Genomic DNA, 22,747 nt, shown 5'->3' on the forward strand with positions numbered 1-22,747 from the left:
GCTTTGCCCGCCGTACCCGACATTAGGGTTGGACAGTGAACTTCTTTATCGCGGTCCTGGGGGTGCTGGGTGTTGCATCGTCCGGCCCCCTGATAGCAGCCACGCTTGGGGCAACCAGCGTCAGTGCGCTGGCCATAGCGTTCTGGCGCAATGCCATTGGTGCCGCGGTCATGGCGACCCCCACCCTCGTTCGTGAGCCGGCCAAATTCGGCAGGGTCACACAGGCGGAGTTCCGCTGGTCGGTGCTGGCCGCCGTCGCACTCGCCCTGCACTTTGCCTGCTTCATCACTTCACTGCAGTTGACGTCTGTCGCTGCGGCCACAGCGCTCGTTTGCCTCCAGTCGGCGTGGATCGCCGTTTTCCAGCTTTTTCGGGGAACCAGGCACCGGTGGCAGGTGCTGGCCGGACTGGGCATCGCCTTCGCGGGCGTGGTGGCTATTACCGGCTTCGACCTGGGTACGTCATCCGAAGCCCTGCTGGGGGACCTGCTGGCGGTAGCCGGCGGTGCCCTTGCCGGGCTGTACACACTGGCCGGAGGCAAGGCCAGGCAGAGCATGACCACCGGAACCTACACCACGCTGTGCTACGGCATGTGTGCTGCACTGGTGGCCTTGATGGCCCTTTTGGGCGGCCAACCGCTGGTGGGCTTCGAGGCGGCCGGTTGGCTGGGCATCGCAGCCATCACGGTCTGCGCCCAGCTCATTGGGCACACGGCGTTCAACCATCTGCTCGCCACCATGAGCCCACTATTGGTGTCGATGATCATCCTGCTGGAGATCCCCGGAGCTGCCCTCCTGGCAGCGCTCTTCACGGAGGAGGTGCTCCCTGCCGGTACCTATGCCGGCCTGGCGCTTATCCTGATGGGCCTCGCCGTCGTCGTCCTCGGGCAAAAGCGCGGAAGGGCGGGGTGGCGGAGACGTGCCTCGGGGAGGGGTGATGCTGATGGCCCACCGGACCGTCCGCTGGCTGAACTGGGGGCGGACTGAGCCGGGTGCCAGCCCAGCTGCGGAAGTACGCTACTGGCCGCCGCGGCGGACGGGCTGGGCTGTGTTGACCGTGTGAATGGCCCGAAGGAGTTTGGCCGGGAAATACACCGAGAAGAACACCACCATGGGCGCCTTGAGGGCCATTTTCTTGACGTTATGTGCCTTATAGGTGCGGTCAAACCGGGTCACGTAAAAGCGGTAGTCCCGCGGTGAATCCTCCAGCCGGCGGGCGGACATGCCGGAAACCATCTGCGGGCAGTAACTGATTTTCAGGTCGTGGTCCGCGAGGTGCAGGGACAGGTCTATATCCTCATGCATCTCGTCCTTCTCATCACGGCAGGTCTCGGACCGGATGATTTGCCAGGCGGAGGACCGCAGGGCCATGTTGGAGCCGAACAGGAAGTGGTACTGGTGTTTGGCCAGCTTTAGCATGAGCTGGCGCATTTTGTCATCGGCCTTCAGTCCGAAGCGGCGCATGGGCATGTCGTAGTAGACCACGGGACCGGTTGCCGCCTGGACAGACTGGTCCAGGAAGGCCCGCTGCACCTGTTCCACCCAGTCCGGCTCCACCACGGAGTCGGCGTCGATGCGGCCCAGAATGTCCCCCGTGGCGTTGTCCAGGCCGAAGTTGCGGGTGGGAATGAGGCCTTGTTCCTTGTCCTGGCTGAGCAGGACGATGGGGCTCTCCGGATACTCGAGCTGCATCTGGCGCACAATGTCCGCGGTCCGGTCCTTTGACAGGTTGTCCACCACGATGATCTCGTGGGCGGGGACGGACTGGTAAATGGCGGCTATCAGGCACTGCCGGATCACACTTTCCTCGTTGTATGCCGGGATTACGATGGACACGCGGGGCAGTTCTGCTGCGTCGTTCAAGGCATCCTCAGAGGATTGATCGGCTGACATCAGTTCAAATCTAGCATCCATCAGGGGCACCACCCGGGAGGGAAGGGGGTACCCGGAGACGAATAAGGGGCCCCGCCTTAAAAGCAGGACCCCTCACTGGATATCCGGACGGCTATGCCTGGACGGTGCCCTTGTTCGCATCGCTGCTGCTGGAAACGTCCTCAGCAACGTGTTTTGCCTTGTCGGCGGCGCCACCGGCCGTATCCTTGGCCGCCTCTGCCACCTCGGAGTCGGAGCCGGTAGTTGCTTCCGGGACCTCGTTCACGGTGGTGGCCGGAACCGGAGCGGGCGTGCCCGTGCCTGCTACCGGCGAGGGCGTCTTCCACGGATCCTCGACCGGCTTGGATGCTTTCCATGCTGCCACGCCGGCGGCAACCGCCGCGGCGATGACACCGAAGACCAGCCAGCCCCGACTCTTCGGCGCCTCGGGCTCTGCGAGTTGGACGGTTGCCGTGCGGCCGGTTTGGGTGGCCGCCGCCTTCAGTTGCGTCCCGGTGGCCAGGGCCTGCTCCTGGATGGCGTGGATGATTCCCACGTCGCCAAGCTTCTGGGCCACGGCGTCCACGCGGGCGGGTGTGTTTTCAAGCGTCCGGTGCACAACGCTGGATGCGGAACCAATCTGGTCCGACAGGCGGGGCAGGTATTCCACCACCACGCGGTCACGGGCATTGAGGATGACGGGCGTGGCCTTGTCCAGTGCCTCATGCAGGCGCGGCGAAGCGCCGTCCACGGCGTCGTTGATCCGCGGAGCGAGCTGGGCCAATCCGTCCTGGATGCGAGGTGTCACCACGGCTACTCCGTCCGCAGCCCTGTGGGCCGCGGTCTTCAGGCCTTCCTGGATCTTGGGAGATGCGGTATCCAGGCTGTGCTGCAGACGGTCCACGGCTGCTTCCACTCGGGGAGATGCCCAATCCTTGGCATTCTCCATGGCTCCAATGACTGACAGCTCAAGGTCACGGGCAATACGATCCGATTTCTTCACAACTACCTCCCGATTTAATGTGACGGTCTGGGGTTAGCCTACGTGGCTTGGTCTTCACCGGCTATTCTCCCTGCGGATTTTAGGCGGATTTCACCCAGCGCGGAACTGCTGCAACAGCCATCCCCACTCCGGACCGCCGTGGAAGAATAAGCCCTATGACTGCAATCGCAACCGCAAAAGCAACCATCCACACCAGCCTCGGCGACATCGTCGTCAACCTCTTCGGCAACCACGCGCCCAAGACGGTCAAGAATTTCGTTGGTCTCGCTACCGGCGAGCAGACGTGGACCCACCCGGAGACGGGCGAGGAGAAGACGGGCACGCCGCTGTACAACGGCACCATTTTCCACCGCATCATCAAGGACTTCATGATCCAGGCCGGCGATCCCTTGGGCCGCGGCACGGGCGGACCCGGCTACCGGTTCGACGACGAGATCCACCCCGAGCTCAGCTTCAACCAGCCCTATAAGCTGGCCATGGCCAACGCCGGAATCCAGATGGGCAAGGGCACCAACGGCTCACAGTTCTTCATCACCACCATCCCTACCGACTGGCTTCAGGGCAAGCACAGCATCTTCGGTGAAGTTGCCGACGAGGAGTCCAAGAAGGTTGTCGACGCCATCGAGGGCGTCCGCACCGGCATGGGTGACCGCCCGGTGGAGGACGTCACCATCAACAGCATCGATATCGAACAGCTGTAATCCTCACCCATGAGTTACGGAGTTCCGTCGGCTGAGCCGTCCGCACAGGTTCCGGTATGCCCGCGGCATCCGGACCGGCCATCCTATGTCCGCTGCCAGCGGTGCGGGCGCCCCGCGTGCCCCGACTGCCAGCGGGCGGCCGCCGTCGGATTCCAATGCGTTGACTGCGTCAACGAGACAAGGCGGACCACGCCGGAGGTCCGGACGGTCTACGGCGGTGCCGTGGCGTCCGGCAAACCGGTGGTGACGTACGGGATTATCGCCCTTTGTGCCGTGATGTACGTTCTCCAATGGGTGGTCCCCGGCCAGGTGGTCTACGAGCAGTTGGCTTACAACAACGTGTTCGCTACCCCTGAATACGGGGCGTTTGAACCATGGCGGATGCTGACCGCGGCTTTCCTGCACTCGCCGGATTCCGTCCTGCACATCGCCCTGAACATGTACACGCTGTGGATCTTCGGCCAAGCCCTCGAACCACTCCTGGGCCGTGCCCGCTTCCTGGCGCTGTATCTCATCTCCGCGGTGGGCGGTTCCGTTGGATACTTGCTCCTTAATCCCGTGCTGGTACCTGGCCAAGGGCTGGTGGGAGTTGTAGGCGCTTCGGGCGCCATCTTTGGCCTCTTCGGCGCCATGCTGCTGGTGCAGCGGCACCGCGGCGGGGACACCCGCCAGCTGTGGGTGCTGATTGCCATCAACGGCGTGATTGGATTCCTCATCCCCCAGATCGCATGGCAGGCCCACCTGGGAGGCCTGATAACGGGTGCCCTTTGCGCGGCCGTCCTTGCCTACACTCCCCGCGGACGGCGGCAGGGCATTTTCCAGGCAGCAGGCTTGGTGGCGGTCCTGGTACTGCTGGCCCTTGCCAGCTGGGTGAAAATCTCCATGTAACCCCGAGGCGTGCGGCCGGAAGGACTGACGCCGTCCCGTTCTCAAGAAGGCCCCGACGTGACCAACGTAGGGGCCTTTTCTTATCCACAGGGCTTATCCACAGTGTTGGTAACTTACACGCCTGTAGTTCAGTGCCGGAAAGCAGTTTTCCCGCCAGCCCGCGCCAGTTGGGGGAAACACCGCGCCGCGCAATCCACATCTGTGGATAACCCTTGGGGATACCGCTGTGCTTAAGTGGACAAACACCCCAAAAGGCAGCTGGCTGTGGATAAAGCAGTGGAAGACTGCGCGCACCGGCAGCCTCCGGGACTTTCAACAGCGTCTTTCAACAGCCTTTTGCACAATGTTAATAAGTGACAGCGGTGTAATCGCGCTGGCGTAATTGCCTGCATTGCGGTGCCAAAGGAGTCATGCCCTGCCTACAGCTTCGATAGTATCCACATCTGTGGATAACTTGTGGGTATCGCAGTGTTGGTAAGTGGACAACTTTGCTGACGTGATTGTGTAAAGCTAGGTGCCAACCCGCAGCTTCAATGCGGGTCGCGTGCCACCCCTGGGCCCGCCATTGCCGTCTGACCAGGAGAACCTCTTGAGCGCCGCCACCCAGCACACCTTCCTCGACAAGCAACATCCTGCCCTCTGGCGGGCACTTAACGGGCTTGGGCTCAAAGTGCGGGAGGCGGCAGAGGCGGCGGGACTGGACGGGAAGACAGTGGAGCTCCTGCACGTCCGGATATCACAGCTCAACGGCTGCGCTTACTGCCTGGACCTGCATGTAAGGGACGCCCTCAAGGCGGGCGAGCGCGGACAGCGCCTGGCGGTGCTTCAAGCGTGGCGCGAGACAGCCCTCTTCACCGACAAGGAGCGGGCTGCCCTTGCATTGGCCGAAAGCATCACAGAGTTGCCGGACCACCGGGCCCAGGCCCACGAGGAAGCGTTCGCCCGTCAGCACCTCACGGCAGAGGAGTTCTCGATCGTCAGTTGGCTGGCAATCACCATGAATGCCTTCAACCGTGTCTCCATCACCAGCCATCACCCCGTCCGCCAAGACCGTTAGAACATCCCGTGATGCGCAGGGGCTGGTTATCCACAGGTCTTCCACACTGTTAATAACTGCATCCGATTGGCATGATTGGCCCGTTCCCGCCGCTTGGCGGTCCTGGCACCGGCTTTCTGCGGGTGTCCGCAGGTTTTCAACAATGTGGATAACTTTCCCAACAGTTGGGGAAAACGCAGGAGCTAGGCGCTGGGCCCTGGCCAGACTCCTGAGGATCCACGGCGGTGGCTGTCCAACAGATGGGTATCCACCATGCCGATGGCCTCCATGAGGGCAAACATGGTGGTGGGACCGACGAAGGAAAATCCCTTCTTCCGCAGTGCCTTGGAGAGGGCAACCGACTCTGCCGATTGGGTGGGGATATCGGTGTGGACTGCAGGCCGGGGCGTGTCGGTTGGCTTGAACTGCCAGACAAAGTTCACGAGGCCGCCTTCCTGGCGCAGCGCGAGTGTGGCCTGTGCATTTGTTACAGCCGAACGGATTTTCAACCTGTTCCGGACAATGCCGGGGTCCTGCAGTAGCCGATCGACGTCCGCCTCGGTAAACAGGGCTACCGCATCAGGGTTGAAGCCCGCAAAGGCGGCCCGGAAGGCAGGGCGCTTGCGGAGGATGGTGGCCCAGGACAGCCCTGCTTGAAAACCCTCCAAGCAAATGCGCTCGTAGAGCCCCTGCTCATCGGTGACAGGGAGCCCCCACTCATTGTCGTAATAGTCCCGCAGGAGCGGGTCAGTGGAAGCCCACGCCGGCCGGGCGAGGCCGTCCTTGCCGACGACTGCAGCGCCGTTGGCCGGCACGCCCGCGGCTGGACCGCCGCTAACCGTTATGCCGACGGCTGGACCGCCGTTAGGAACTATGAGCGCCACCTGGTGGTCATGAGGAAGCCGATGATTGCGATGCCGAAGCCGGCCACGATATTCCACGATTCCCATGCCGCAACCGGCAGTTGGCCTTCGCTGATGTAGAACGTGATGATCCAGAAGAGGCCGATGATCATCAGGCCGAACATGACCGGCTTGAACCAGATGGGGTTGGGCTTGTAGGACTGCGACGAAGCCTGCTGGGGGGTGCTGGCGGTCTTCTTGCGAGGCTTTGACTCGGGCACGGGTTCTCCTTGGCGGGCTGAGGCAAGCTCGGCGTTCCAGGCTTGATATCCTGCAAGAAGATAGTTGCCAGCGGTCTGCGCGATCTTGGTCAAATCTGGATTCCTACTAGCAGCCAATTCTAGCCGTAGTCATGGGTCACCAGTGCCCATCGCAACCGACCGGAGGAGAACCCGTGGTACTGCAGGAGAAGGCGAGGCCCGCCGCTGCGCCGGCTGCCGGCGTCGACGTTCTGCGCGGGGCCATCCTGGTTGTGGGTGAGTTGCTCATTACAGCCGGGATCATCCTCCTGCTTTTTGTCGCCTGGCAGCTCTGGTGGACCAATGTGGAGTCTGACGCCAAGCAGAGCGAAGTGATTAAGGAGTTTGCCCAGGACCTTGGGGCTGCGGCTCCTGCCGCCCCGGATGCCCCGTCAGCCCCTGAAGATTTTGGTCCCCCTGTCGTATCGGCAGCCCCCGGCCACGCCGGCACCATCGGGATCATGTACATCCCGCGCTTCGGTGTGAGCTACACCCGGCCGATCGTCCAGGGAACCACCAGCGACGTCCTGGACACGCTTGGGTTGGGGCATTACACGAACACCGCCATGCCGGGAGCTGTAGGCAATTTCGCTGTTGCCGGGCACCGGCAGACGCACGGAGCGGTCCTGGACAATATCCACACCCTGGTTCCCGGGGACAAGATCTACGTCCAGACAAAGGACGGATACTACGTTTATGTCTTCCGCAATAACCAGATCGTGATGCCGTCGCGCACGGACGTCCTCGAGCCTGTGCCTACTCTTCCGGGCGCCACCCCCACGGAAAGCTTACTCACCATGACCAGCTGCAACCCCCGTTTCGGGGCGGAAGAACGCATTATTGCCTATGCGCTGCTGGACAGCTGGCGCCCCTCATCAGTCGGTCCGCCTGCTGAGATCGCAACCCAGGTTGCTGCAGCGACGGGGAGGGACTGAGCATGTACGGCTGGATTTTCCGCCATCTTCCCGGGCCTTTGTGGCTGCGGGTCGCCGCCTCGCTGGTGCTCATTGCCGCGGCACTGGTATTGATGGTTCAGTTCCTTTTCCCCTGGATGTCCGAGTACACCCAGTTCACCGACTCAACGATTGGTTCCGTAAGCCAGCCATGACCACAACCAAGATCCTCGTGGTGGATAACTACGACAGCTTCGTCTACACCCTTGTGGGCTACCTCCAGGAGCTCGGCGCCGAGACCACAGTGGTCCGCAACGACGACGTCACCCTGGCAGAGGCCACAGAACTGGCCGGAACCCGCGACGGCGTGTTGATTTCTCCCGGCCCTGGCAACCCGGCTGAGGCCGGTGTCTGCATCGAACTCATCAAATGGTGCGGCGAGAACAGCGTGCCCATGTTCGGTGTGTGCCTGGGTCACCAGGCGCTGGCGGAGGCGTTCGGGGGCAAAGTGACGCATGCCCCGGAACTTATGCACGGGAAGACTTCGCTGGTGGAGCACATCGGAACCAGCGTTTTCTCGGGACTCCCCTCCCCTGTCACGGCCACCCGTTACCACTCCCTTGCTGCGGTGCGGGACACGCTTCCCGACGTCCTCGAAGTGACCGCGGAAACCGCAACAGGCGTGGTGATGGGGCTTCGGCACCGGACCGCACCCCTGTGCGGTGTGCAGTTCCACCCGGAATCGGTGCTGACCGAGGGCGGCTACCAGATGCTGGGCAACTGGCTCGAATCCCTGGGCATGAAGGGTGCGGCCGCGCGGGCAGCCAAGCTAAGTCCGCTCATCCAGCACTGACCCGTCCAGCGGAATCTCTTCCAGCGCTGACCCGTACAGGCCACGCCGAAGAGGAAGGGCTTAGTCCCTCCTGCGGGACGTCTGGGTCGGCGTCGGAGTTGGGGTGGGTGTTGGCGTAGCGGTAGGTGATGGCGGCGGAGGCGGGGCCTTGGCAACCACGATGGTGACAGTCCTACCTTGCTCCACGGCGGCATTAACGGCGTCGCTCTGATCCGTGACCCTGCCTGGTTCCACCTGCGCGTTCTCCTCCTCAACCACAGCAGGTACAAGTCCCAGTTCCTTCAGGGCTGCTTCTGCTTCTTCCCGGGTCCGTCCGCGGAGTTCGGGGACTGCCACCTTGCCCGTGGACACCACCAGCTCAACGCTGGAGCCCACACCCACGCTTTGTCCTGGGGCGGGGCTGGTGGTAATCACGATGCCGGCCGGGACGGTGGCGCTATTGGCGGTGGTGGTTGAGGGAGCGCCCACCAGCCCGATTTGGCGCAGCATGTCCCGGGCGGCCGCTTCTGTTTTACCCGGCAGGCTGTCCGGAATTTTGACGGCGCTGGGCCCGTCGGAAATGTTCAGGACCACCTGGGCGCCAGGATCGACTGCCACGCCGGACGCCGGATCCGTGCCGATGGCGATGCCCTTGGGTACCGTGTCATGTTGTGAGCGCACGATCCTGGGCTCAAGGTCCGCGCCGTAGAGCTCCTGCAGTGCAGCAGACTCAGCCATCGTGGCGACCGCCGGAATCGAAACCTTTGGCGGCGGCGGTGCCGGACGGTTCAGAATGCTGTACAGCCACAGTCCGCCACCGGCAAGGACCAGGACGGTGAAGATCACCAGGGTGGTGATCCATGCACGACGGCGGGACTTCTGACGCGCGGTCCGCTCGCGTTCCGGAGGCAGGCCGAGGGGCAATTCATCCCGTGTGGAACGTTCGTAAGCATCGGCACTGGGCCGGCCGCCGTCGTCCGCCAATGCGTTGGTGGCAGCCAGCCGTCCCGTAGGCGCGTCATCCAGGAAGCTGGCGCCCGTTACCGCGAACGCTTCGGTGGCGGGGGCAGAGGAGGAGGTTGGGACGTGGTCGTTGGGATCGGTGGGCGCTTCCGAGGGGGATGCTGCCGCCACAGGAATACCTGCCCTGGCTGCCCGCAGGGCACGCTGGAAAGCGGCGGCGTCCTGGAACCTGTCATCGCGGTTCTTCTGCAGGGCCTTGGCAAGCACCGTGTCCAGTGCAGGAGAAATTTCCGGGTTCAGGCTGCTGGCCGGCGCCGGAATTTCTCGCACGTGCTGGTAGGCCACCGACACGGGGCTGTCACCGACGAAGGGCGGGCGCGAGGTCAGCATTTCGTACAGGAGGCAGGCGGCGGAGTAGAGGTCGCTGCGCGCATCCACTGTTTCGCCGCGTGCCTGCTCCGGTGAGAGGTACTGTGCAGTGCCCACCACGGCCTGCGTCTGGGTCATGGTGGCCGAGGAGTCCGCAATGGCCCGGGCGATGCCGAAATCCATGACTTTCACTGAGTCGCTGCCTTGGCAGTACATCACGTTGGCCGGTTTGATGTCCCGGTGCACAATCCCGGCTTTGTGGCTGTAGTCCAGGGCTCCGAGTACGCCTAGGCAGTAATCGATCGCTTGGGCGATGGTGACGTCGTTGGCCCGGATGAGATCCCGGATGGTCTTGCCCTCAACGTACTCCATCACGATGTACGGCACCCGGACGTTGTCATCCGAACCGTCGTGGACGAGGTGCTCGCCCGTATCGTAAATAGCCACAATGGACGGGTGGTTCAGCGCAGCCACTGCCTGGGCTTCGCGCTTGAAGCGCGCCTGGAACTGGGGATCACGTGCAAGGTCGGCGCGCAGCAGTTTGATGGCCACGGTGCGTCCCAGCCGGGTGTCAAGGCCCCGGTGCACGTCCGCCATCCCTCCCCGGCCAATGAGGTTGCCCAGCTCGTACCGTCCGCTCAAGACACGCTGGCTATCCACCGGGAGGCTGTCCTCCCGGTGCAACGGTGTGCGCGCTGACTCGTTCATTGGCTGTCCTGGCGGTTACGGCTGGCAGGTAGGAGGCAGGCCGGGCAGCTGGCCGTCGGCGCAATTCGGGAGGGGTGACTGTGCTGTCGGTGCTGCCGCGGAGGGGGTCGTGGGTGCCTGTGTCGGCGCCGGCGGCGGAGAGGCTGTGGTGGGGGCGGGCGGTGCTACGGCATAGGTAATGGTCACCGGCGAACCGACTTCCACTTGGCCGGACCGCGACAAGCCAATAACTGAGTTGGGTGCTGAATTCGCGTCAACCTGCGGCTGCACGCTGACGTCCAGGTTCAGGGCGGAAAGCTGCGACTGAACCGTCCGGTAGTCCTTCCCCAGGTAAGCCTCAGGAATGATGTTTACGGTCTCAGGCGCGGGGGGCGTGGTAATCGTGGGCGTGGCACGGGTCTGGGTGGGCGTGGCCGACTGCGTTGTTTGTGTCGGGGTCGCCGACGTGGCGGGCGCACTGGTCGACGTGGCACTGGACGAAGGACTGCCGGACGGTGAGAAGATTCCGAGCTGGTTCACGAGGAACCCAATCAGGGCGAACAGGAGCAGCAGTACCAGGGCGATCAAGGGCCAGGTCCAGGGGCTGCGGCCTTTGCGCCGCGGCTCATCGGCGGGCTCGTCGTCGTATGTTGTTTCTTCCGGAACCCAATTCCGCTCGGCGGCGAGGGCATTTGCGCGGGCGAGGGTTCCCTGCGGCTCATCACCATCCCCGGCCGACGAGCCTGCGGCACCGGCCATTCCCGCCGCGGCGCCGGCAGCACCGGCACCGAGCACCGGCAACGCAGACGTCGCAGTGGGGGATGTGTCCCGCTGGGCTCCGATGACGCCGGTGGGGGCGGCTGCCGTATCCACGGGGGCCGTGATGGGGCCGGTGTCAGCGTCGAAGAGGAGCATGCCCGGGACGGCGGCGCGGGCGGCGCTGACATCTCCGTTCCGGATGGCCTCAGCTGCTTCTGCCAGCTTGATGGCGTTCGCCGGCCGGTCCTTGGGATCCTTGGCAAGCATGGACATCAAGAGGGCCCGCACGGGTGTGGGAAGCGACTCCGGCAGTGGCGGCGGTGCATCGTTGACCTGGGCAAGGGCGATGGCGATCTGGGATTCCCCGGAGAAGGGCCGGTGCCCGGAGAGGCACTCGTAGCCGATGACACCCAGGGAGTAGATATCCGACGAACCGGTGGCCGTCTGGCCTGTGGCCTGCTCGGGTGCCAGGTACTGGGCTGTGCCCATCACCTGGCCCGTCTGGGTGAGAGGCACCTGATCCGCAAGGCGGGCGATGCCGAAGTCCGTGACCTTCACCCGTCCATCAGGAGTAATCAGGAGGTTGCCGGGCTTGACGTCGCGGTGCACCAATCCCTGGGCGTGGGCAACGGCGAGGGCACGGGCTGTCTGCGCGATGATGGACAGGGTCCGGTCCGGGGACAGCACCTGCTCATGTTCGATGATGCTGCTCAGCGGCTGGCCGGGGACCAGTTCCATGACCAGGTAGGCGGATCCCTCTTCCTCGCCGTAGTCGAAGACATTGGCGATGCCCACATGGTTGAGCAGGGCAGTGTGGCGGGCCTCTGCGCGGAAGCGCTGAAGGAAGCCGGGGTCCCCCGTGTATTCCTCCTTCAACACCTTGATGGCGACGATGCGGCCCAGGACGAGGTCTTTGGCTTTCCAGACTTCGCCCATGCCGCCGATAGCGATCCGCGTGGTCAGCTGGAATCTGCCGCCGAGGGTGATTCCGGTTGTAGGCCTCACTTATTCAACACCGCCTCAAAAATTCTCTTCGCATTCGGACTGGTTAGCTGTGCGCCGGTGGTGATGTCCACGCCCTCCATGACGATCGTGACACCCACCTGCGGGTTGTTTGCCGGGGCAAAACCCGTGAACCAGGAGTTGTTCACGCCATTGCCCAGCTCTGCAGTTCCCGTTTTGCCTGCCACCTGGACTCCTGGAACGGCTGCCCTGTTGGCGATGCCCTGGCTGACCGCACTGGTCATCCATTCCGTGATCTGGTTGGCGATCTCGGGGGTGGTTGATGTGCGCAGCTGTTCCGGCTGCGGTTCGTCGATGACGCGAAGGTCCGGGGAACGCAGGGCCTTGATCAGGTTAGGCCTCATTTGTACTCCGTCATTCGCGATGGCCGCGGTCATCATGGCCACCTGCAGGGGCGTGGCCCGGACGTCCCGCTGCCCGATGGCGGACTGGGCGAGTCCCGGCGCATCAAGGTCGTCGGGGAAGCCGTCGCCCTGGGCGTAGCCGAGCTTCAACTGGTCGCCCAGGTCCTCGCCGAAGCCGAATTTCCTGGCCTGCTCGGCGATGGCGTCCCGCCCCAGATCCAGCGCAATGCTGGCGAACGGTGTGTTGCAGGATTGCTGCAGGGCGAAGGCGAAGTCCGCCGTGTCCCGGGTGTAGCAGTTGCCGCCGGCGTAGTTGGGAAGCTTGTACTGGATGCCGTCGAAGGGCATTTCAGCGGGGTTGGGAAGCTCGCTGTCCTTGTTGTACTTGCCTGATGCAAGCGCCGCGGCGGTGTCCACGATTTTGAAGACAGAACCAGGGGCAAGCAGTTCGCCGGTGGGTCCGCTGACGTTCGGGTTCAGGTTGATGCCGGGGACCTTGACGAGTTCGTTGATGTTCGCCGACTCTTCAGTGGGGTTCTGGGTGGCGATCAGGTTGGGGTCGTAGGAGGGCTTTGACACCATGGCCAGGATTGCGCCGGTCTTGGGGTTGGTGACCACAATGGACCCGCGCTGGCCTTCCGGGATGAGGTCGTAGGCGAGCTGCTGGATCTGCGGATCGATGGTGAGCTCCACCGACGCACCCTTGGGCTGGTTGCCCAGGAAAAGCTGGCCCACCCGTTCCAGGAACAGTTGGTCAGAGTTGCCTGCCAGCTGCTCGCCCATCGCCTGCTCAAGACCGGTGGCCCCGTAGTTCTGGGAGAAGTACCCGGTGATTCCCGCGTACAGCTCCGGCTGCGTGTAGGTCCGCTGGAAAGCGCAGGTTTCCGAACCGCTCTCAACTGACTCCGCCACCGGTGATCCGGCCACAACGATGGCACCGCGGTCATTGCAGTAGTCCTGCAGGATGGCGCGCTGGTTCCAAGGATTGGCCTCGAGCTCTTCGGCCCCGATGACCTGGACGTAGCTGATGGCACCGAAGATGAGTGCGAACATGGCAATCGCCGCTACCCATGAATGCCGTATTGCCTGGTTCACAGGTGCTTCACCGCCTCGGTAGGAGTATCAATGCCCATGGATTCTGTGCCCTTTGCAGGCTGCAGCGGCGTGGTGTCCACCGGGCCGCGGGCGGTATGGGAAATCATCAGGAGCAGGCCCACGATGATCCAGTTGGCCAGCAGCGAGGAACCGCCGGCGGCCAGGAACGGCGTGGTCAGTCCGGTCAGCGGAATGAGCCGGGTGACACCGCCGATGACCACGAAGCACTGCAGCGCAACGGCGAAGGACAGGCCGCAGGCGAGCAGTTTGCCGAAAGCATCGCGGGTGCCCAGGGCAGCCCGGAAGCCGCGGGTGAAGAGCAGCAGATACATCAGGACGATGGCAAAGAGTCCGATCAGGCCTAGTTCTTCGCCGAGGGAGGCGATGATCATGTCGCTGTTGGCGAACGGAACCAGGTCCGGTCGGCCCTGGCCCAGGCCGGTCCCTACGAGGCCGCCGTTGGCCATGCCGAAGAGGCCCTGCACGATCTGGTGGCTTCCACCCGGAGCACGGCCGTAGACCTCCGGAGTGAAGGCGTTCAGCCAGCCGCTGATGCGCAGTTCCACGTGGGAAAAGACCCGTGACGCCGCAAATCCGCCGCCCAGGATAAGGGCCAGGCCGATCACCACCCAGCTGATGCGGCTGGTAGCCACGTAGATCATGACGATGAAGAGGCCGAAGAAGAGCACGGAGGAGCCGAGGTCGCGCTGGAAGATAAGCACACCGATGCTGACCAGCCAGGCCGTGATCATGGGGCCCATGTCCTTGAACCGCGGAAACTGCATCGGACCGATCTTGCGCCCCGCCAGCAGGATCAGGTCACGGTTCGAGGAAAGATACCCGGCGAAGAATATAGCGAGGGTGATCTTGGCGACTTCACCCGGTTGGAACGTCATGGGTCCTAGCCGGATCCAGACGCGGGCACCGAGGATTTCCCCTGCACTGATGCCGGGAATCAGAGGCAGCACCAGCAGCAGGGCGCTGGCTGCCAGCGAGATAAACGTGAATCTGCGGAGGATGCGGTGGTCCTTGAGGAACCAGATGACGGCGATGGCGACAGCCATGGCGATCAGGGTCCATCGGAGCTGGTTGTTGCCGGTGTCGTCTCCTGGCGCGTCCAGCCGATGGATCATGGCCAGGCCAATGCCGTTCAGGGCCACCACCAGGGGGAGTATTACCGGATCAGCATATTTGGCGCGGAACCGAAGCACGCCGTGGAACACCAAGGCAGCCAGGGCGAGCAGGCTCGACTGGAACCAGAAGTCCGAGTCGAACGCCTTCTCCTGGTCCACCCCCACCAGCATGTTGGCCCCAATGCCGACCGCAAGGGCCAGCAGGAGCAACGCAAGTTCCACGTTGCGGCGGGGTTTGGGTGTGATACTGAGCTGGCTCATTGGCCCACCTCGCAGGTGACTGTGGGACTGGGTGTGGGGGACGGGCTCGCAGGGGCGGCCGAAGGGTCAGGCACCGGTGCAGGTGAGGCGGTGTCGGTTGGAGTGGCGGGCGTTCCCGGGGACGCTGAAGCCCCGGATGAAGCCGACGGCGGCACGCACTCTTCTTCAGGCGAGGTGCTGCCGGTCAGTTCGAGGTTTTTCACAATGCGCTGCGCGTCGTAGAGGTCCTGGGCAGGTACCGTCTGGCGGACCCGCTGCTGCGAGAACGGCGGAAGGGAATCCATCCGGATTTCGGTGACGGCCTCGAGGCTGGAGAGTTGGATGGGACCCAGTCGCTGGGATACCCCGTTGAAGATGGCGACACGGGAATCGAACTCACCCACGTAGTAACGGGTTTGGGTCCAGGCGTACCCAAACCCGAGCCCAATGGCCAGGAGAACCAGTACGGACGCGGCAATGGACCAGGTCAGCCAGCGTCGTGGCTTGAGGGGTACCGCGATGTCATCCGTGTCAGCGGCCGGTGGTTCGGCCTTGTGGGTGAGGAGGGTGGCTGCCCGCCGTGCAACGGTGCGGCCGGCGATGGTGGGAATGGAACCGGACTCCGCTGCTGCTGCGGCTGCTCCCACCAGTTCATGCGGGCGCGAGGCCAGTTCGTCGCGGAGGACTTCGGCGGAAAGGTGCTCGCCGAGGTGCGGATCCGTGGCTCCCGCTCCCGGGGAATCCGTATTGCCGCTGTTGTTGGCCGGTGCAGGTTCCTCCGGATCCCTGCCGGCATCGGAGCCCTTTGGCGAATTGGCGGCAGGAGTTTCTGTTGGGTTGCCGGCGGCGGGCTTCGGGCTGCCTGCCGCATCCGGTGCTGTGGCTGCCGAAGAGCCCGCACTCGCCACGGCAGCGGCTTTGGTGACCTCGTGAGACGGAACGACGTCGACGGCGGCGGTACTGACGTCGTCGGGCGTTTCTTCGACAATTTCCACCATAACAACGGTGACGTTGTCCGGGGAGCCGGCCTCGAGGGTTAGGTCCACAAGCGTCTCCACACATTCGCGGAGATCCTTGGTTTCGCGGACAGTGCGTTCAACGGCGTGCCCGGCTACATAGTTGAGGCCGTCCGAGCAGAGGAGCCAGCGTTCGCCCGGTTCCACGTCCAGGCTTTCCAGATCCAGCTCAGGGCTGGCATCCACGTCACCCAGAACACGCATCAGGACGTTTTTGTGTGGGTGGGTTTCGGCTTCCTCAGGCCGGAGCCGCCCTTCGTCGATCAACCGCTGCACAAATGTGTGGTCGACACTGACCTGCTCAAACACGCCGTCCCGCAGGCGGTACGCCCGGGAATCACCGATGTGCGCAAAGTGCAGCTTCCCCTCGGCGAGCAGGAGCGCCGTAACGGTGGTACCCATCCCGGCCAGCTTGGGGTTGACATGCACAAGCTCGGACAGCAGGGAGTTTGCGGTCTGGATCTCATCGGCCAGCGTGGTGGCCGCATCGCCGGTGTAATCGCCCCGGTCCAGGTGGATCATGTCCAGGACAGTGGCGGCCGATGCGACGTCGCCGCCCGCGTGCCCGCCCATGCCGTCGGCGACTACGGCCAGATGGCGCCCTGCGTATGCTGAATCGTCATTTTTGGAGCGGATTTTGCCGACGTCGGACTTCGCCGAGAAGCGCATGATGAGGGGCCGCTCCACCGGCTTGGGGTCGGGTGCGGGGCGTTCCGGGGCGGCCACGGCTATGGCCTCAATTCAATGACCGTCTTGCCGATTCTCACGGGTACGCCAAGCTCAACGGGCAGGGCACGGGTCAGCTGCTGGTCAGCCAGGTAAGTGCCGTTAGTCGATCCCAGGTCCTCAATGAACCAGCGGCTGCCCTGCGGAAACAACCTGGCATGACGGCCGGAGGCGTAGTCGTCCTCCAGGACCAGGGTGGCCTCCTGGGCACGGCCCAGGAGGATGGGACTCGCGGCCAACGGAAGTGTCCGTCCCTTGAGCGGGCCTTCGACAACCACCAGCTGCCGTGCCTGCTGCTTCACGGGCGGCGGCGGCTGCTCGGCCAGTTCGGGATTTTTTCGGACCTGCCGTGCCGTTGGGGCGCCGGCGGCTGCCTTGCGGCCCACCATGAGGTCGCGGCGCATGGTGGAGACGATGCTGAAGATCAGCACCCAGAGCAGCAGCAGGAAACCGAACCGCAGGGCGGTGATGGTCAGTTCACTCATGCGTGGCCGCCAGGGCTGGCAGGAAGCAGGCGGAAGATGATCTTTGTCCGTCCCATGGTGATGGTGGAGCCGTCAGTGAGTTCGGTGCTTCCGGAAACTTTGTGCCCGTTCACATAACTCCCGTTGGTGGAGCCCATGTCCACTGCGCTGGTGACACCATTGGCCGTTCGGATTTCGAGGTGGCGGCGGGAGACGCCGGTGTCCTCGACCAGGATGTCGGCCTCGGAAGACCTGCCCAGCACAATGGACGGGGCGTTGAGTGAGTACCGCTGGCCGTCTATATCAAGGACCGGCTGCAGGCGGACCGGCTGGCGGCTGGGAGCGGCGGGCAAGTTGGGCCGGGGCGGAGGGCCACCGGGGGCACCCTTGGATTTCTCCGTGGAGGAGACAATCTCGAAGTCGCCGGCGCGCAGTTCGGCATCACGGCGGAAGGAAATCCGCACCGAACCTTGCAGGGTGTAGCCCTGGCTGCGGACGTGGTTAATGACAACATCGCAGAGTTCTTCGGCCAGCGGAGTACCCCATTCCTGGGCGCGCTTGAAGTCATCCTCGCTGAGCTGGACATCAAAAACGTTGGGCACCAGGGTACGTCCTGCGGCGACGGTAATGGACTTGTGGTCCACTTCCCGGCGCAGCCTGCTGGCGATTTCTACGGGTTCAACCTGGGCGCGGGAGCCGGTGGAGAAGACGCCCCGGACGGCCTTTTCGATGCCGCGCTCGACTTTGTCCAGCAGACCCATGGTTCTTCTCCTTTCCCCCCGGCTGCGGGGCAGTTTTCGTTCCGTAAGTTCACTTGCAGTGGTGTTCTCAAGCCGCAGGTGTGCCTGCATGCAGCAGCCACTCCTACATCAGATACTACTGGGCGGGCCTGTGAATGACCTTAATCCAAAACGGCCGGGCGCTGCCAAAAGTTCAGTTTCGAACTGGCGGTGACGCGTGGTGGCCCGCGGTCTGGCCTTGTTGTTGTTCTGGTCCTGACCACCGTTTGGGCGCGGTTGGAAGTGCCCCATGCCCCAATTGGTATTTTCGGGCCAATGTCCGTTATGCTTGATCTCGCTGCTTTTACAGGGTTGCGGTTCGGGAAACCGGACGGAATTTTGTGAAGGAAGTTGCGCGCGAGTGGCGGAACGGCAGACGCGCTGGCTTCAGGTGCCAGTATCCGAAAGGGTGTGGGGGTTCAAATCCCCCCTCGCGCACGCAAATGAAAAGCCCCGGTCAATAGACCGGGGCTTTTTTGTTTTTACGGACGTGACCGCAGTACGGGAGCTACGGCCGCGCGGAAGCCTTGAACCGGCGTCGGGAGTTGGCCAGGTGGCTGCGCATGGCAGCCGCCGCGGCGGCCTCGTCGCCGTCCGCGATGGCGTCCGAGATGGAACGGTGCTCCTGGACTACTTGGTCGAAGTGGTCGCGCGCGTAGGGTTCCGCGTCGGTCATCAGCCGGATCCGCGGCATCGCGATCATGGTTTGGCTTAGGGCAGCCAGGCAGTCGGAGTAGTAGGGGTTGCCCGACGCCGCAGCCACGGCCCGGTGGAACTCGAAATCGGACTTCATGGCATGCGCCGGATGCCCGGCGCTAGCGGTGAACTCATCCAGCGCCGCCGTAACAGCCCGAAGCTGCCGCTCGGTGTGGTTCCGTGCGGCCAGCGCGGCGGCCTCTGCTTCCACGCCCATCCGGAATTCGAGCAGGTGGAGCCGGTCCTCCATGGTTGCGACGGGACGGGCCCCGGGTGCTGCCTGGGGCCCGTCCGACGGCGGGGTGAGGGCGAAGCTGCCGCGCCCGCGTTCTGTTTCAACCAGCCCCTCGGCCTGGAGCCTGGTCAGCGCGGCGCGCACTACGGTACGGCTCACGCCGAAGTCGCTGATGAGGGTGTTTTCGCTGGGGAGCTTCTCACCTGGCTGGATGACGCCGTCGACGATGCGGGTGCGAAGGTCCGCGGCGAGGTCCGCGGTGAGGTTCCGGCTCATGGCAACAAGGTTACGCGCCGAACTCCACTGACTCGGTGGTCCAGGCACGTGCCTGGTCGCTCAGCGTGATGCCCAGGCCGGGGCGGTCCGGAATGATCATCCGGCCGTTCTTGGTTTCGAGGCGTTCGTTGAACAGCGGGTCAAGCCAGTCGAAGTGTTCAACCCAGGGCTCGCGCGGGTACGCCGCGGCCAGGTGCAGGTGGATTTCCATGGCGAAGTGCGGGGCCAGGCCCAGCCCGCGCTCGTCCGCAAGCGCCGCCAGGCGCAGGAACTGCGTGATACCGCCAACCCGGGGTGCGTCCGGCTGGATGATGTCGCAGCTGTTGGCGTTAATGAGGCCCTTGTGCTCGGCCACGGAGGCGAGCATTTCGCCAGTGGCGATGGGGGTGTCGAGGACCTGGGCAAGGTGCGCATGGCCCTCGAAGTCGTAGGCATCCAGGGGCTCTTCAATCCAAATGAGGTTGAACTCTTCGAGCTGGCGCCCCATCCGCAGCGCTGTGGCGCGGTCCCACTGCTGGTTGGCGTCCACCATAAGGGGGACGTTCCAGCCGATGTGCTCACGGATGCCGGCGACGCGGCGCAGGTCCTCCCTGCTGTCCGGGAGGCCCACCTTGATCTTGATGCCACCGATGCCCTCCTCAAGGGACTGAGTGGCGCGGGCCTTCACTTCTTCAAGGGTGGCGTTGAGGAAGCCGCCGGAGGTGTTGTAGGTCTGCACGGAGTCGCGGTAGGAGCCCAGGAGCTTGGCCAGCGGCAGGCCGGCGCGTTTGGCCTTGAGGTCGTAGAGGGCGATGTCGATCGCGGCGAGGGCCTGGGTGGCGACGCCGGACCGGCCCACCGAGGCGCCTGCCCACAGCAGTTTCGTGTAGATCTTCGCGATGTCGTTGGGGTCCTCGCCGATGATGCCCTCGGCCACTTCCTTGGCGTGCGCGTACTGTGCCGGCCCACCGGCGCGCTTGGAATAGCTGAAGCCGACGCCGGCGTGCCCCAGTTCCGTAGTGATCTCGGCGAAGAGGAAGATTACCTCAGTCATGGGCTTCTGCCTGCCCGTGAAGACTTTGGCGTCACTGATGGGAACAGCCAGGGGGAGCCGGGCGGTGGACAGTTTGACGTGGCGGATCAGATCTACGGGACTCACGGGTTCTCCTTTGGGCGGTGCTGGGCTCCTTCGCCCGCCTTCTTATTCTACAAGTATCTAGCTTGTACTACAAGAAGCCTTTGCAATGGCTGGCGGGGCCATATTCGTGAGGTCCTGAAGTGGGCGTTACAAGCAGGAATTCAACTTAGAACAGGGCGGACACAACGGCGCGGGTAAGTTGTTGAATGACGTCAGCGCGTTCCGGAATGTCGGCCGGTCCCGCACACCCAGCGTGTACACCACAAAAACGTACCCGTGACCGTTTTGGACCAGGATGCTCGCGTCGTGAAGGTTCCCATTGAGCATCCCGTATTTGTGGAACACGGTTATTCCGGGCGGCACAGCAGCGGGAATCAGTGTCTCGTAGTTGGTGTGCTGCATGTAGGAGAGCAGCTGGGCGGTATGAGCCCCGTTGAGCAGCTTTCCATCGTGAAGGAGAGCCAGCGTCCTGGCCGTTTCTGCCGGGGAGAGCGTGTTGTAAGTCCTGTTGTAGTCAATCCCGATCGAGGCTGCGTAAGCATGGAGCCGATGGTGTCCGATGGCTTGATCGATCAGCGCCCAGGACTCATTGTTGCTTTGCTGGATCATTTGTTGGATCTGGAGACCAGCGGTCAAGCCGCCAAGTGGGGCGGTCAGGGATAGCTGACCAGTTTCGGCAAAGTGGTAGTACGCAGCTGCGGCCAGTACCTTTCCTGTGCTGGCTGCCACGAATTTTTCCCGGACCCCGTACTGGTGAAGGGCGCCGTCTTCGATGTCGATCAAGGCTACCCCCAGCTGGTAGTGGTTGTTTGCCTCGATGATGCTGTTGATCCGGCCCTCGAGTTCAATGACGTTTGTCACGGGGCCAGGCGCGCCGGTGGCTGCTGGCGCAGGAAGCCTTGGTGCGGGCGAAGAGGCCGGAGCGGCTGCCTTTACCGTCGCAGCACGGGCCGGTGCTGGGACTGATACCTTCGGAGCGGCCGGGACGATGGGTAAGGGTGCGGGCGCTGGTGCGCAATTGGTGGTTGTGGCCATGACCACGAGTGCGAGTGCGCTAATGAAACGCGCCGGACGTGAGGCCCGACGGCTCAGCCGGTGGTGCCGGGTCTTGGCAGCGTTCGCCCCGCGAAACATGTTCATCGCGTCGTCACCCACTGCCCTGCCTGCTTTCCGTTGTAGTACACGCCTGCCGGCTCCTTGGAGCTTGGAGCAAGGACACTAGGAAAAGCTTTAACCGCCGAAGCCGCTCCTGGGGCCAGCTGTGGGTGGATTTAGCCGCTAGGTGATCGCCTCAGGTAATGGCAGCCGGGGTATAGGCTTTGCCTACATTCAGGAGGTCAACCGGAGCCTGTAGTTAATGCCTACTTTTTGCGGAGGCCGAGTGGGAGGGTCATCAGAGATGGGTAGTGGCAAGCCCGTGCTGGCGGCTGTGAAGCTGTCGGATATCGACCTTGAACAGCTGCATACTCTGGATGGCGCAGAAAGGCAGCTGGCCGGCACGTTCGGCTCCACCACACAACGGGACAGGTTCTTGGCTGGGCGGCTGGCATTGCGGTTTCATGCGGCCGAGGTGGCGGGGGTGGACCCCGGGTCCCTTCATGCTCATTATGTCTGCCGGAATTGCCGGGGTAGAGACACGGTCCATGGGGCGCCCCGCTACCGGGCCGGTGCGCACGGGCCTTGGGTCCAGGCAAGCTTGAGCAGGTCCGGTGACTGGTGTCTGCTGGCGGCCGTGGTGGATGAGCATGTTAGTGGGGTCGGGGTAGATCTGGAATCTTTTGCGTCAGCGAACTTCGAGGGATTCGAGGCTGTGGCGATGACGGCCCGTGAGCGCGAATACCTCCAGGAGGTTCCGGCCTCTCAGCGGGCTCTATTCCAGACTGTTCTGTGGACGCGTAAGGAGGCCGTTCTCAAAGCGCTTGGCAGCGGACTGTCCCTGGATCCTTCTTTGGTCGACGTTGCTGGTGTGGTTCCTCTGCTACCCGGGTGGGTGAGCGGCTCTGGACGGTGGATTGTTGAGGATGTGAACCCGGGTTCTTTGGGACTGGCTGATGACGGCGTTGCAGCAATGGCGGTGGTGTTGAATGAATAGACCCCCGCCCATATCTTTGGTTGCCGCTTTTCCGGCTGGTTTGGGCTGACTCCCCGGTCACATCTGGGTCATGGCGTAGGCAAGGGTGGCGTAGCCCATCGCCCCGCCCATCTCTGTCAGCAGCTCTTGGTTGATGTTCTCGATGTTGTCACAGCTTCTGTGGTAGCACGGGTCGTGGTCCTGGTTGAGGGTCCCGCCGAATTTTTGTACTTGTTCGGAGGTTTTTGTGCCGACGTCTCCGGCAAAAAGTCCACCGGTGGCGATGCCAGCCCGGAAGAAGGCGTCGTAATCGGAGTCACCGATGAATCCGGTCGGCTCGGCCGGGAGCGAGTTCTCGGAAAAGTAGTCCAGGAGAATGCTCTCGAGCC

At 63.5% G+C, this 22,747-nt stretch carries 23 protein-coding genes and 1 tRNA gene; 9 read left to right on the plus strand and 15 right to left on the minus strand.

Features of this window, described 5'->3' with window-relative positions:
- Positions 1–35 precede the first annotated feature (35 nt).
- On the plus strand, positions 36–986 hold the full coding sequence (locus AC5RWX_RS19800; RefSeq protein ID WP_494098029.1) for a DMT family transporter: 951 nt from the start codon (positions 36–38) through the stop codon (positions 984–986).
- Positions 987–1,016: 30 nt separating this feature from the next.
- On the opposite strand, the gene AC5RWX_RS19805 is transcribed toward AC5RWX_RS19800, so the two are convergent.
- Positions 1,017–1,913, minus strand: coding sequence for a glycosyltransferase family 2 protein (locus tag AC5RWX_RS19805; RefSeq protein WP_494098030.1), 897 nt, complete (start codon positions 1,911–1,913; stop codon positions 1,017–1,019).
- Between the two features lie 91 nt (positions 1,914–2,004).
- Positions 2,005–2,874 carry a hypothetical protein gene (locus AC5RWX_RS19810; protein ID WP_494098031.1) on the minus strand — a complete coding sequence of 290 codons (870 nt, stop codon included), beginning with the start codon at positions 2,872–2,874 and terminating at the stop codon, positions 2,005–2,007.
- Between the two features lie 155 nt (positions 2,875–3,029).
- Between AC5RWX_RS19810 and AC5RWX_RS19815 the strand changes: the two genes are divergently transcribed.
- The 3 genes from AC5RWX_RS19815 to AC5RWX_RS19825 all read left to right on the plus strand — a co-directional run bounded on the left by AC5RWX_RS19815 (position 3,030) and on the right by AC5RWX_RS19825 (position 5,520).
- The gene (locus AC5RWX_RS19815; protein ID WP_461173172.1) at positions 3,030–3,575 is read left to right on the plus strand and encodes a peptidylprolyl isomerase; all 546 of its coding nucleotides are present in this window, start codon (positions 3,030–3,032) and stop codon (positions 3,573–3,575) included.
- Positions 3,576–3,584: 9 nt separating this feature from the next.
- Positions 3,585–4,463 carry a rhomboid family intramembrane serine protease gene (locus AC5RWX_RS19820; protein ID WP_494098032.1) on the plus strand — a complete coding sequence of 293 codons (879 nt, stop codon included), beginning with the start codon at positions 3,585–3,587 and terminating at the stop codon, positions 4,461–4,463.
- A gap of 589 nt (positions 4,464–5,052) precedes the next feature.
- Positions 5,053–5,520, plus strand: a complete 468-nt coding sequence (locus AC5RWX_RS19825) for a carboxymuconolactone decarboxylase family protein (protein WP_494098033.1) — start codon at positions 5,053–5,055, stop codon at positions 5,518–5,520.
- 182 nt (positions 5,521–5,702) lie between these two features.
- On the opposite strand, the gene AC5RWX_RS19830 is transcribed toward AC5RWX_RS19825, so the two are convergent.
- Entirely contained in the window at positions 5,703–6,314 is a 612-nt protein-coding gene (locus tag AC5RWX_RS19830; protein ID WP_494098034.1) for a DNA-3-methyladenine glycosylase I, read from the minus strand.
- A gap of 56 nt (positions 6,315–6,370) precedes the next feature.
- A complete protein-coding gene (locus AC5RWX_RS19835) occupies positions 6,371–6,622 on the minus strand; it encodes a cell division protein CrgA (protein ID WP_494098035.1) in 252 nt (83 codons plus the stop codon).
- A gap of 173 nt (positions 6,623–6,795) precedes the next feature.
- On the opposite strand from AC5RWX_RS19835, the gene AC5RWX_RS19840 reads away from it, so the two are divergent.
- From AC5RWX_RS19840 to AC5RWX_RS19850, 3 genes are read left to right on the plus strand one after another with little or no spacing between them, the layout of a single operon-like run.
- Positions 6,796–7,575 carry a class E sortase gene (locus AC5RWX_RS19840; RefSeq protein WP_494098036.1) on the plus strand — a complete coding sequence of 260 codons (780 nt, stop codon included), beginning with the start codon at positions 6,796–6,798 and terminating at the stop codon, positions 7,573–7,575.
- Positions 7,576–7,577: 2 nt separating this feature from the next.
- Positions 7,578–7,748 carry a hypothetical protein gene (locus tag AC5RWX_RS19845; RefSeq protein WP_494098037.1) on the plus strand — a complete coding sequence of 57 codons (171 nt, stop codon included), beginning with the start codon at positions 7,578–7,580 and terminating at the stop codon, positions 7,746–7,748.
- Positions 7,745–8,386 carry an aminodeoxychorismate/anthranilate synthase component II gene (locus AC5RWX_RS19850; protein WP_494098038.1) on the plus strand — a complete coding sequence of 214 codons (642 nt, stop codon included), beginning with the start codon at positions 7,745–7,747 and terminating at the stop codon, positions 8,384–8,386. Before AC5RWX_RS19845 ends, AC5RWX_RS19850 begins: the two co-directional genes overlap by 4 nt.
- 60 nt (positions 8,387–8,446) lie before the next feature.
- Here AC5RWX_RS19850 and pknB read toward each other — a convergent pair whose 3' ends face one another.
- The 7 genes from pknB to AC5RWX_RS19885 are packed head-to-tail and all read right to left on the minus strand — an operon-like array spanning position 8,447 to position 17,945.
- Positions 8,447–10,405: a Stk1 family PASTA domain-containing Ser/Thr kinase gene (gene pknB / locus AC5RWX_RS19855; RefSeq protein ID WP_494098039.1), complete on the minus strand. Its 1,959-nt coding sequence runs from the start codon at positions 10,403–10,405 to the stop codon at positions 8,447–8,449.
- 15 nt (positions 10,406–10,420) lie between these two features.
- The gene (locus AC5RWX_RS19860; RefSeq protein ID WP_494098040.1) at positions 10,421–12,148 is read right to left on the minus strand and encodes a serine/threonine-protein kinase; all 1,728 of its coding nucleotides are present in this window, start codon (positions 12,146–12,148) and stop codon (positions 10,421–10,423) included.
- Positions 12,145–13,605 carry a peptidoglycan D,D-transpeptidase FtsI family protein gene (locus AC5RWX_RS19865; RefSeq protein WP_494098041.1) on the minus strand — a complete coding sequence of 487 codons (1,461 nt, stop codon included), beginning with the start codon at positions 13,603–13,605 and terminating at the stop codon, positions 12,145–12,147. The genes AC5RWX_RS19860 and AC5RWX_RS19865 overlap by 4 nt, the downstream gene beginning before the upstream one ends.
- Positions 13,602–14,999, minus strand: a complete 1,398-nt coding sequence (locus AC5RWX_RS19870) for an FtsW/RodA/SpoVE family cell cycle protein (RefSeq protein ID WP_494098042.1) — start codon at positions 14,997–14,999, stop codon at positions 13,602–13,604. The genes AC5RWX_RS19865 and AC5RWX_RS19870 overlap by 4 nt, the downstream gene beginning before the upstream one ends.
- On the minus strand, positions 14,996–16,720 hold the full coding sequence (locus AC5RWX_RS19875; protein WP_494098043.1) for a PP2C family protein-serine/threonine phosphatase: 1,725 nt from the start codon (positions 16,718–16,720) through the stop codon (positions 14,996–14,998). The genes AC5RWX_RS19870 and AC5RWX_RS19875 overlap by 4 nt, the downstream gene beginning before the upstream one ends.
- 2 nt (positions 16,721–16,722) lie before the next feature.
- A complete protein-coding gene (locus tag AC5RWX_RS19880; RefSeq protein WP_494098044.1) occupies positions 16,723–17,205 on the minus strand; it encodes an FHA domain-containing protein FhaB/FipA in 483 nt (160 codons plus the stop codon).
- Positions 17,202–17,945, minus strand: a complete 744-nt coding sequence (locus AC5RWX_RS19885) for an FHA domain-containing protein (protein ID WP_494098045.1) — start codon at positions 17,943–17,945, stop codon at positions 17,202–17,204. The genes AC5RWX_RS19880 and AC5RWX_RS19885 overlap by 4 nt, the downstream gene beginning before the upstream one ends.
- Before the next feature lie 373 nt (positions 17,946–18,318).
- Between AC5RWX_RS19885 and AC5RWX_RS19890 the strand changes: the two genes are divergently transcribed.
- Positions 18,319–18,401, plus strand: a tRNA-Leu gene (locus AC5RWX_RS19890).
- A 70-nt stretch (positions 18,402–18,471) separates the two neighbouring features.
- Here AC5RWX_RS19890 and AC5RWX_RS19895 read toward each other — a convergent pair.
- From AC5RWX_RS19895 to AC5RWX_RS19905, 3 genes are all read right to left on the minus strand, one after another.
- Positions 18,472–19,170, minus strand: coding sequence for a FadR/GntR family transcriptional regulator (locus tag AC5RWX_RS19895; protein ID WP_494098046.1), 699 nt, complete (start codon positions 19,168–19,170; stop codon positions 18,472–18,474).
- Between the two features lie 10 nt (positions 19,171–19,180).
- A complete protein-coding gene (locus AC5RWX_RS19900) occupies positions 19,181–20,308 on the minus strand; it encodes an L-talarate/galactarate dehydratase (RefSeq protein WP_494098047.1) in 1,128 nt (375 codons plus the stop codon).
- A 126-nt stretch (positions 20,309–20,434) separates the two neighbouring features.
- Positions 20,435–21,148 (minus strand): serine hydrolase, encoded by a 714-nt coding sequence (locus tag AC5RWX_RS19905; RefSeq protein ID WP_494098048.1) that lies wholly within the window; start codon positions 21,146–21,148, stop codon positions 20,435–20,437.
- A gap of 538 nt (positions 21,149–21,686) precedes the next feature.
- On the opposite strand from AC5RWX_RS19905, the gene AC5RWX_RS19910 reads away from it, so the two are divergent.
- A complete protein-coding gene (locus AC5RWX_RS19910) occupies positions 21,687–22,379 on the plus strand; it encodes a 4'-phosphopantetheinyl transferase family protein (protein WP_494098049.1) in 693 nt (230 codons plus the stop codon).
- Between the two features lie 57 nt (positions 22,380–22,436).
- On the opposite strand, the gene AC5RWX_RS19915 is transcribed toward AC5RWX_RS19910, so the two are convergent.
- The coding region (locus tag AC5RWX_RS19915) for a M28 family peptidase (RefSeq protein WP_494098050.1) at positions 22,437–22,747 on the minus strand (311 nt) is incomplete at its 5' end.

It is taken from the genome of Arthrobacter sp. SPT-J7, from assembly GCF_059089965.1.

Coding starts and splice junctions, on each gene's coding strand:
- AC5RWX_RS19805 (WP_494098030.1), bottom strand. CDS start 1,913: ATGGATGCTAGATTTGAACTGATGTCAGCCGATCAATCCTCTGAGGAT.
- AC5RWX_RS19815 (WP_461173172.1), top strand. CDS start 3,030: ATGACTGCAATCGCAACCGCAAAAGCAACCATCCACACCAGCCTCGGC.
- AC5RWX_RS19820 (WP_494098032.1), top strand. CDS start 3,585: ATGAGTTACGGAGTTCCGTCGGCTGAGCCGTCCGCACAGGTTCCGGTA.
- AC5RWX_RS19845 (WP_494098037.1), top strand. CDS start 7,578: ATGTACGGCTGGATTTTCCGCCATCTTCCCGGGCCTTTGTGGCTGCGG.
- AC5RWX_RS19850 (WP_494098038.1), top strand. CDS start 7,745: ATGACCACAACCAAGATCCTCGTGGTGGATAACTACGACAGCTTCGTC.
- pknB (WP_494098039.1), bottom strand. CDS start 10,405: ATGAACGAGTCAGCGCGCACACCGTTGCACCGGGAGGACAGCCTCCCG.
- AC5RWX_RS19870 (WP_494098042.1), bottom strand. CDS start 14,999: ATGAGCCAGCTCAGTATCACACCCAAACCCCGCCGCAACGTGGAACTT.
- AC5RWX_RS19880 (WP_494098044.1), bottom strand. CDS start 17,205: ATGAGTGAACTGACCATCACCGCCCTGCGGTTCGGTTTCCTGCTGCTG.
- AC5RWX_RS19885 (WP_494098045.1), bottom strand. CDS start 17,945: ATGGGTCTGCTGGACAAAGTCGAGCGCGGCATCGAAAAGGCCGTCCGG.
- AC5RWX_RS19895 (WP_494098046.1), bottom strand. CDS start 19,170: ATGAGCCGGAACCTCACCGCGGACCTCGCCGCGGACCTTCGCACCCGC.
- AC5RWX_RS19910 (WP_494098049.1), top strand. CDS start 21,687: ATGGGTAGTGGCAAGCCCGTGCTGGCGGCTGTGAAGCTGTCGGATATC.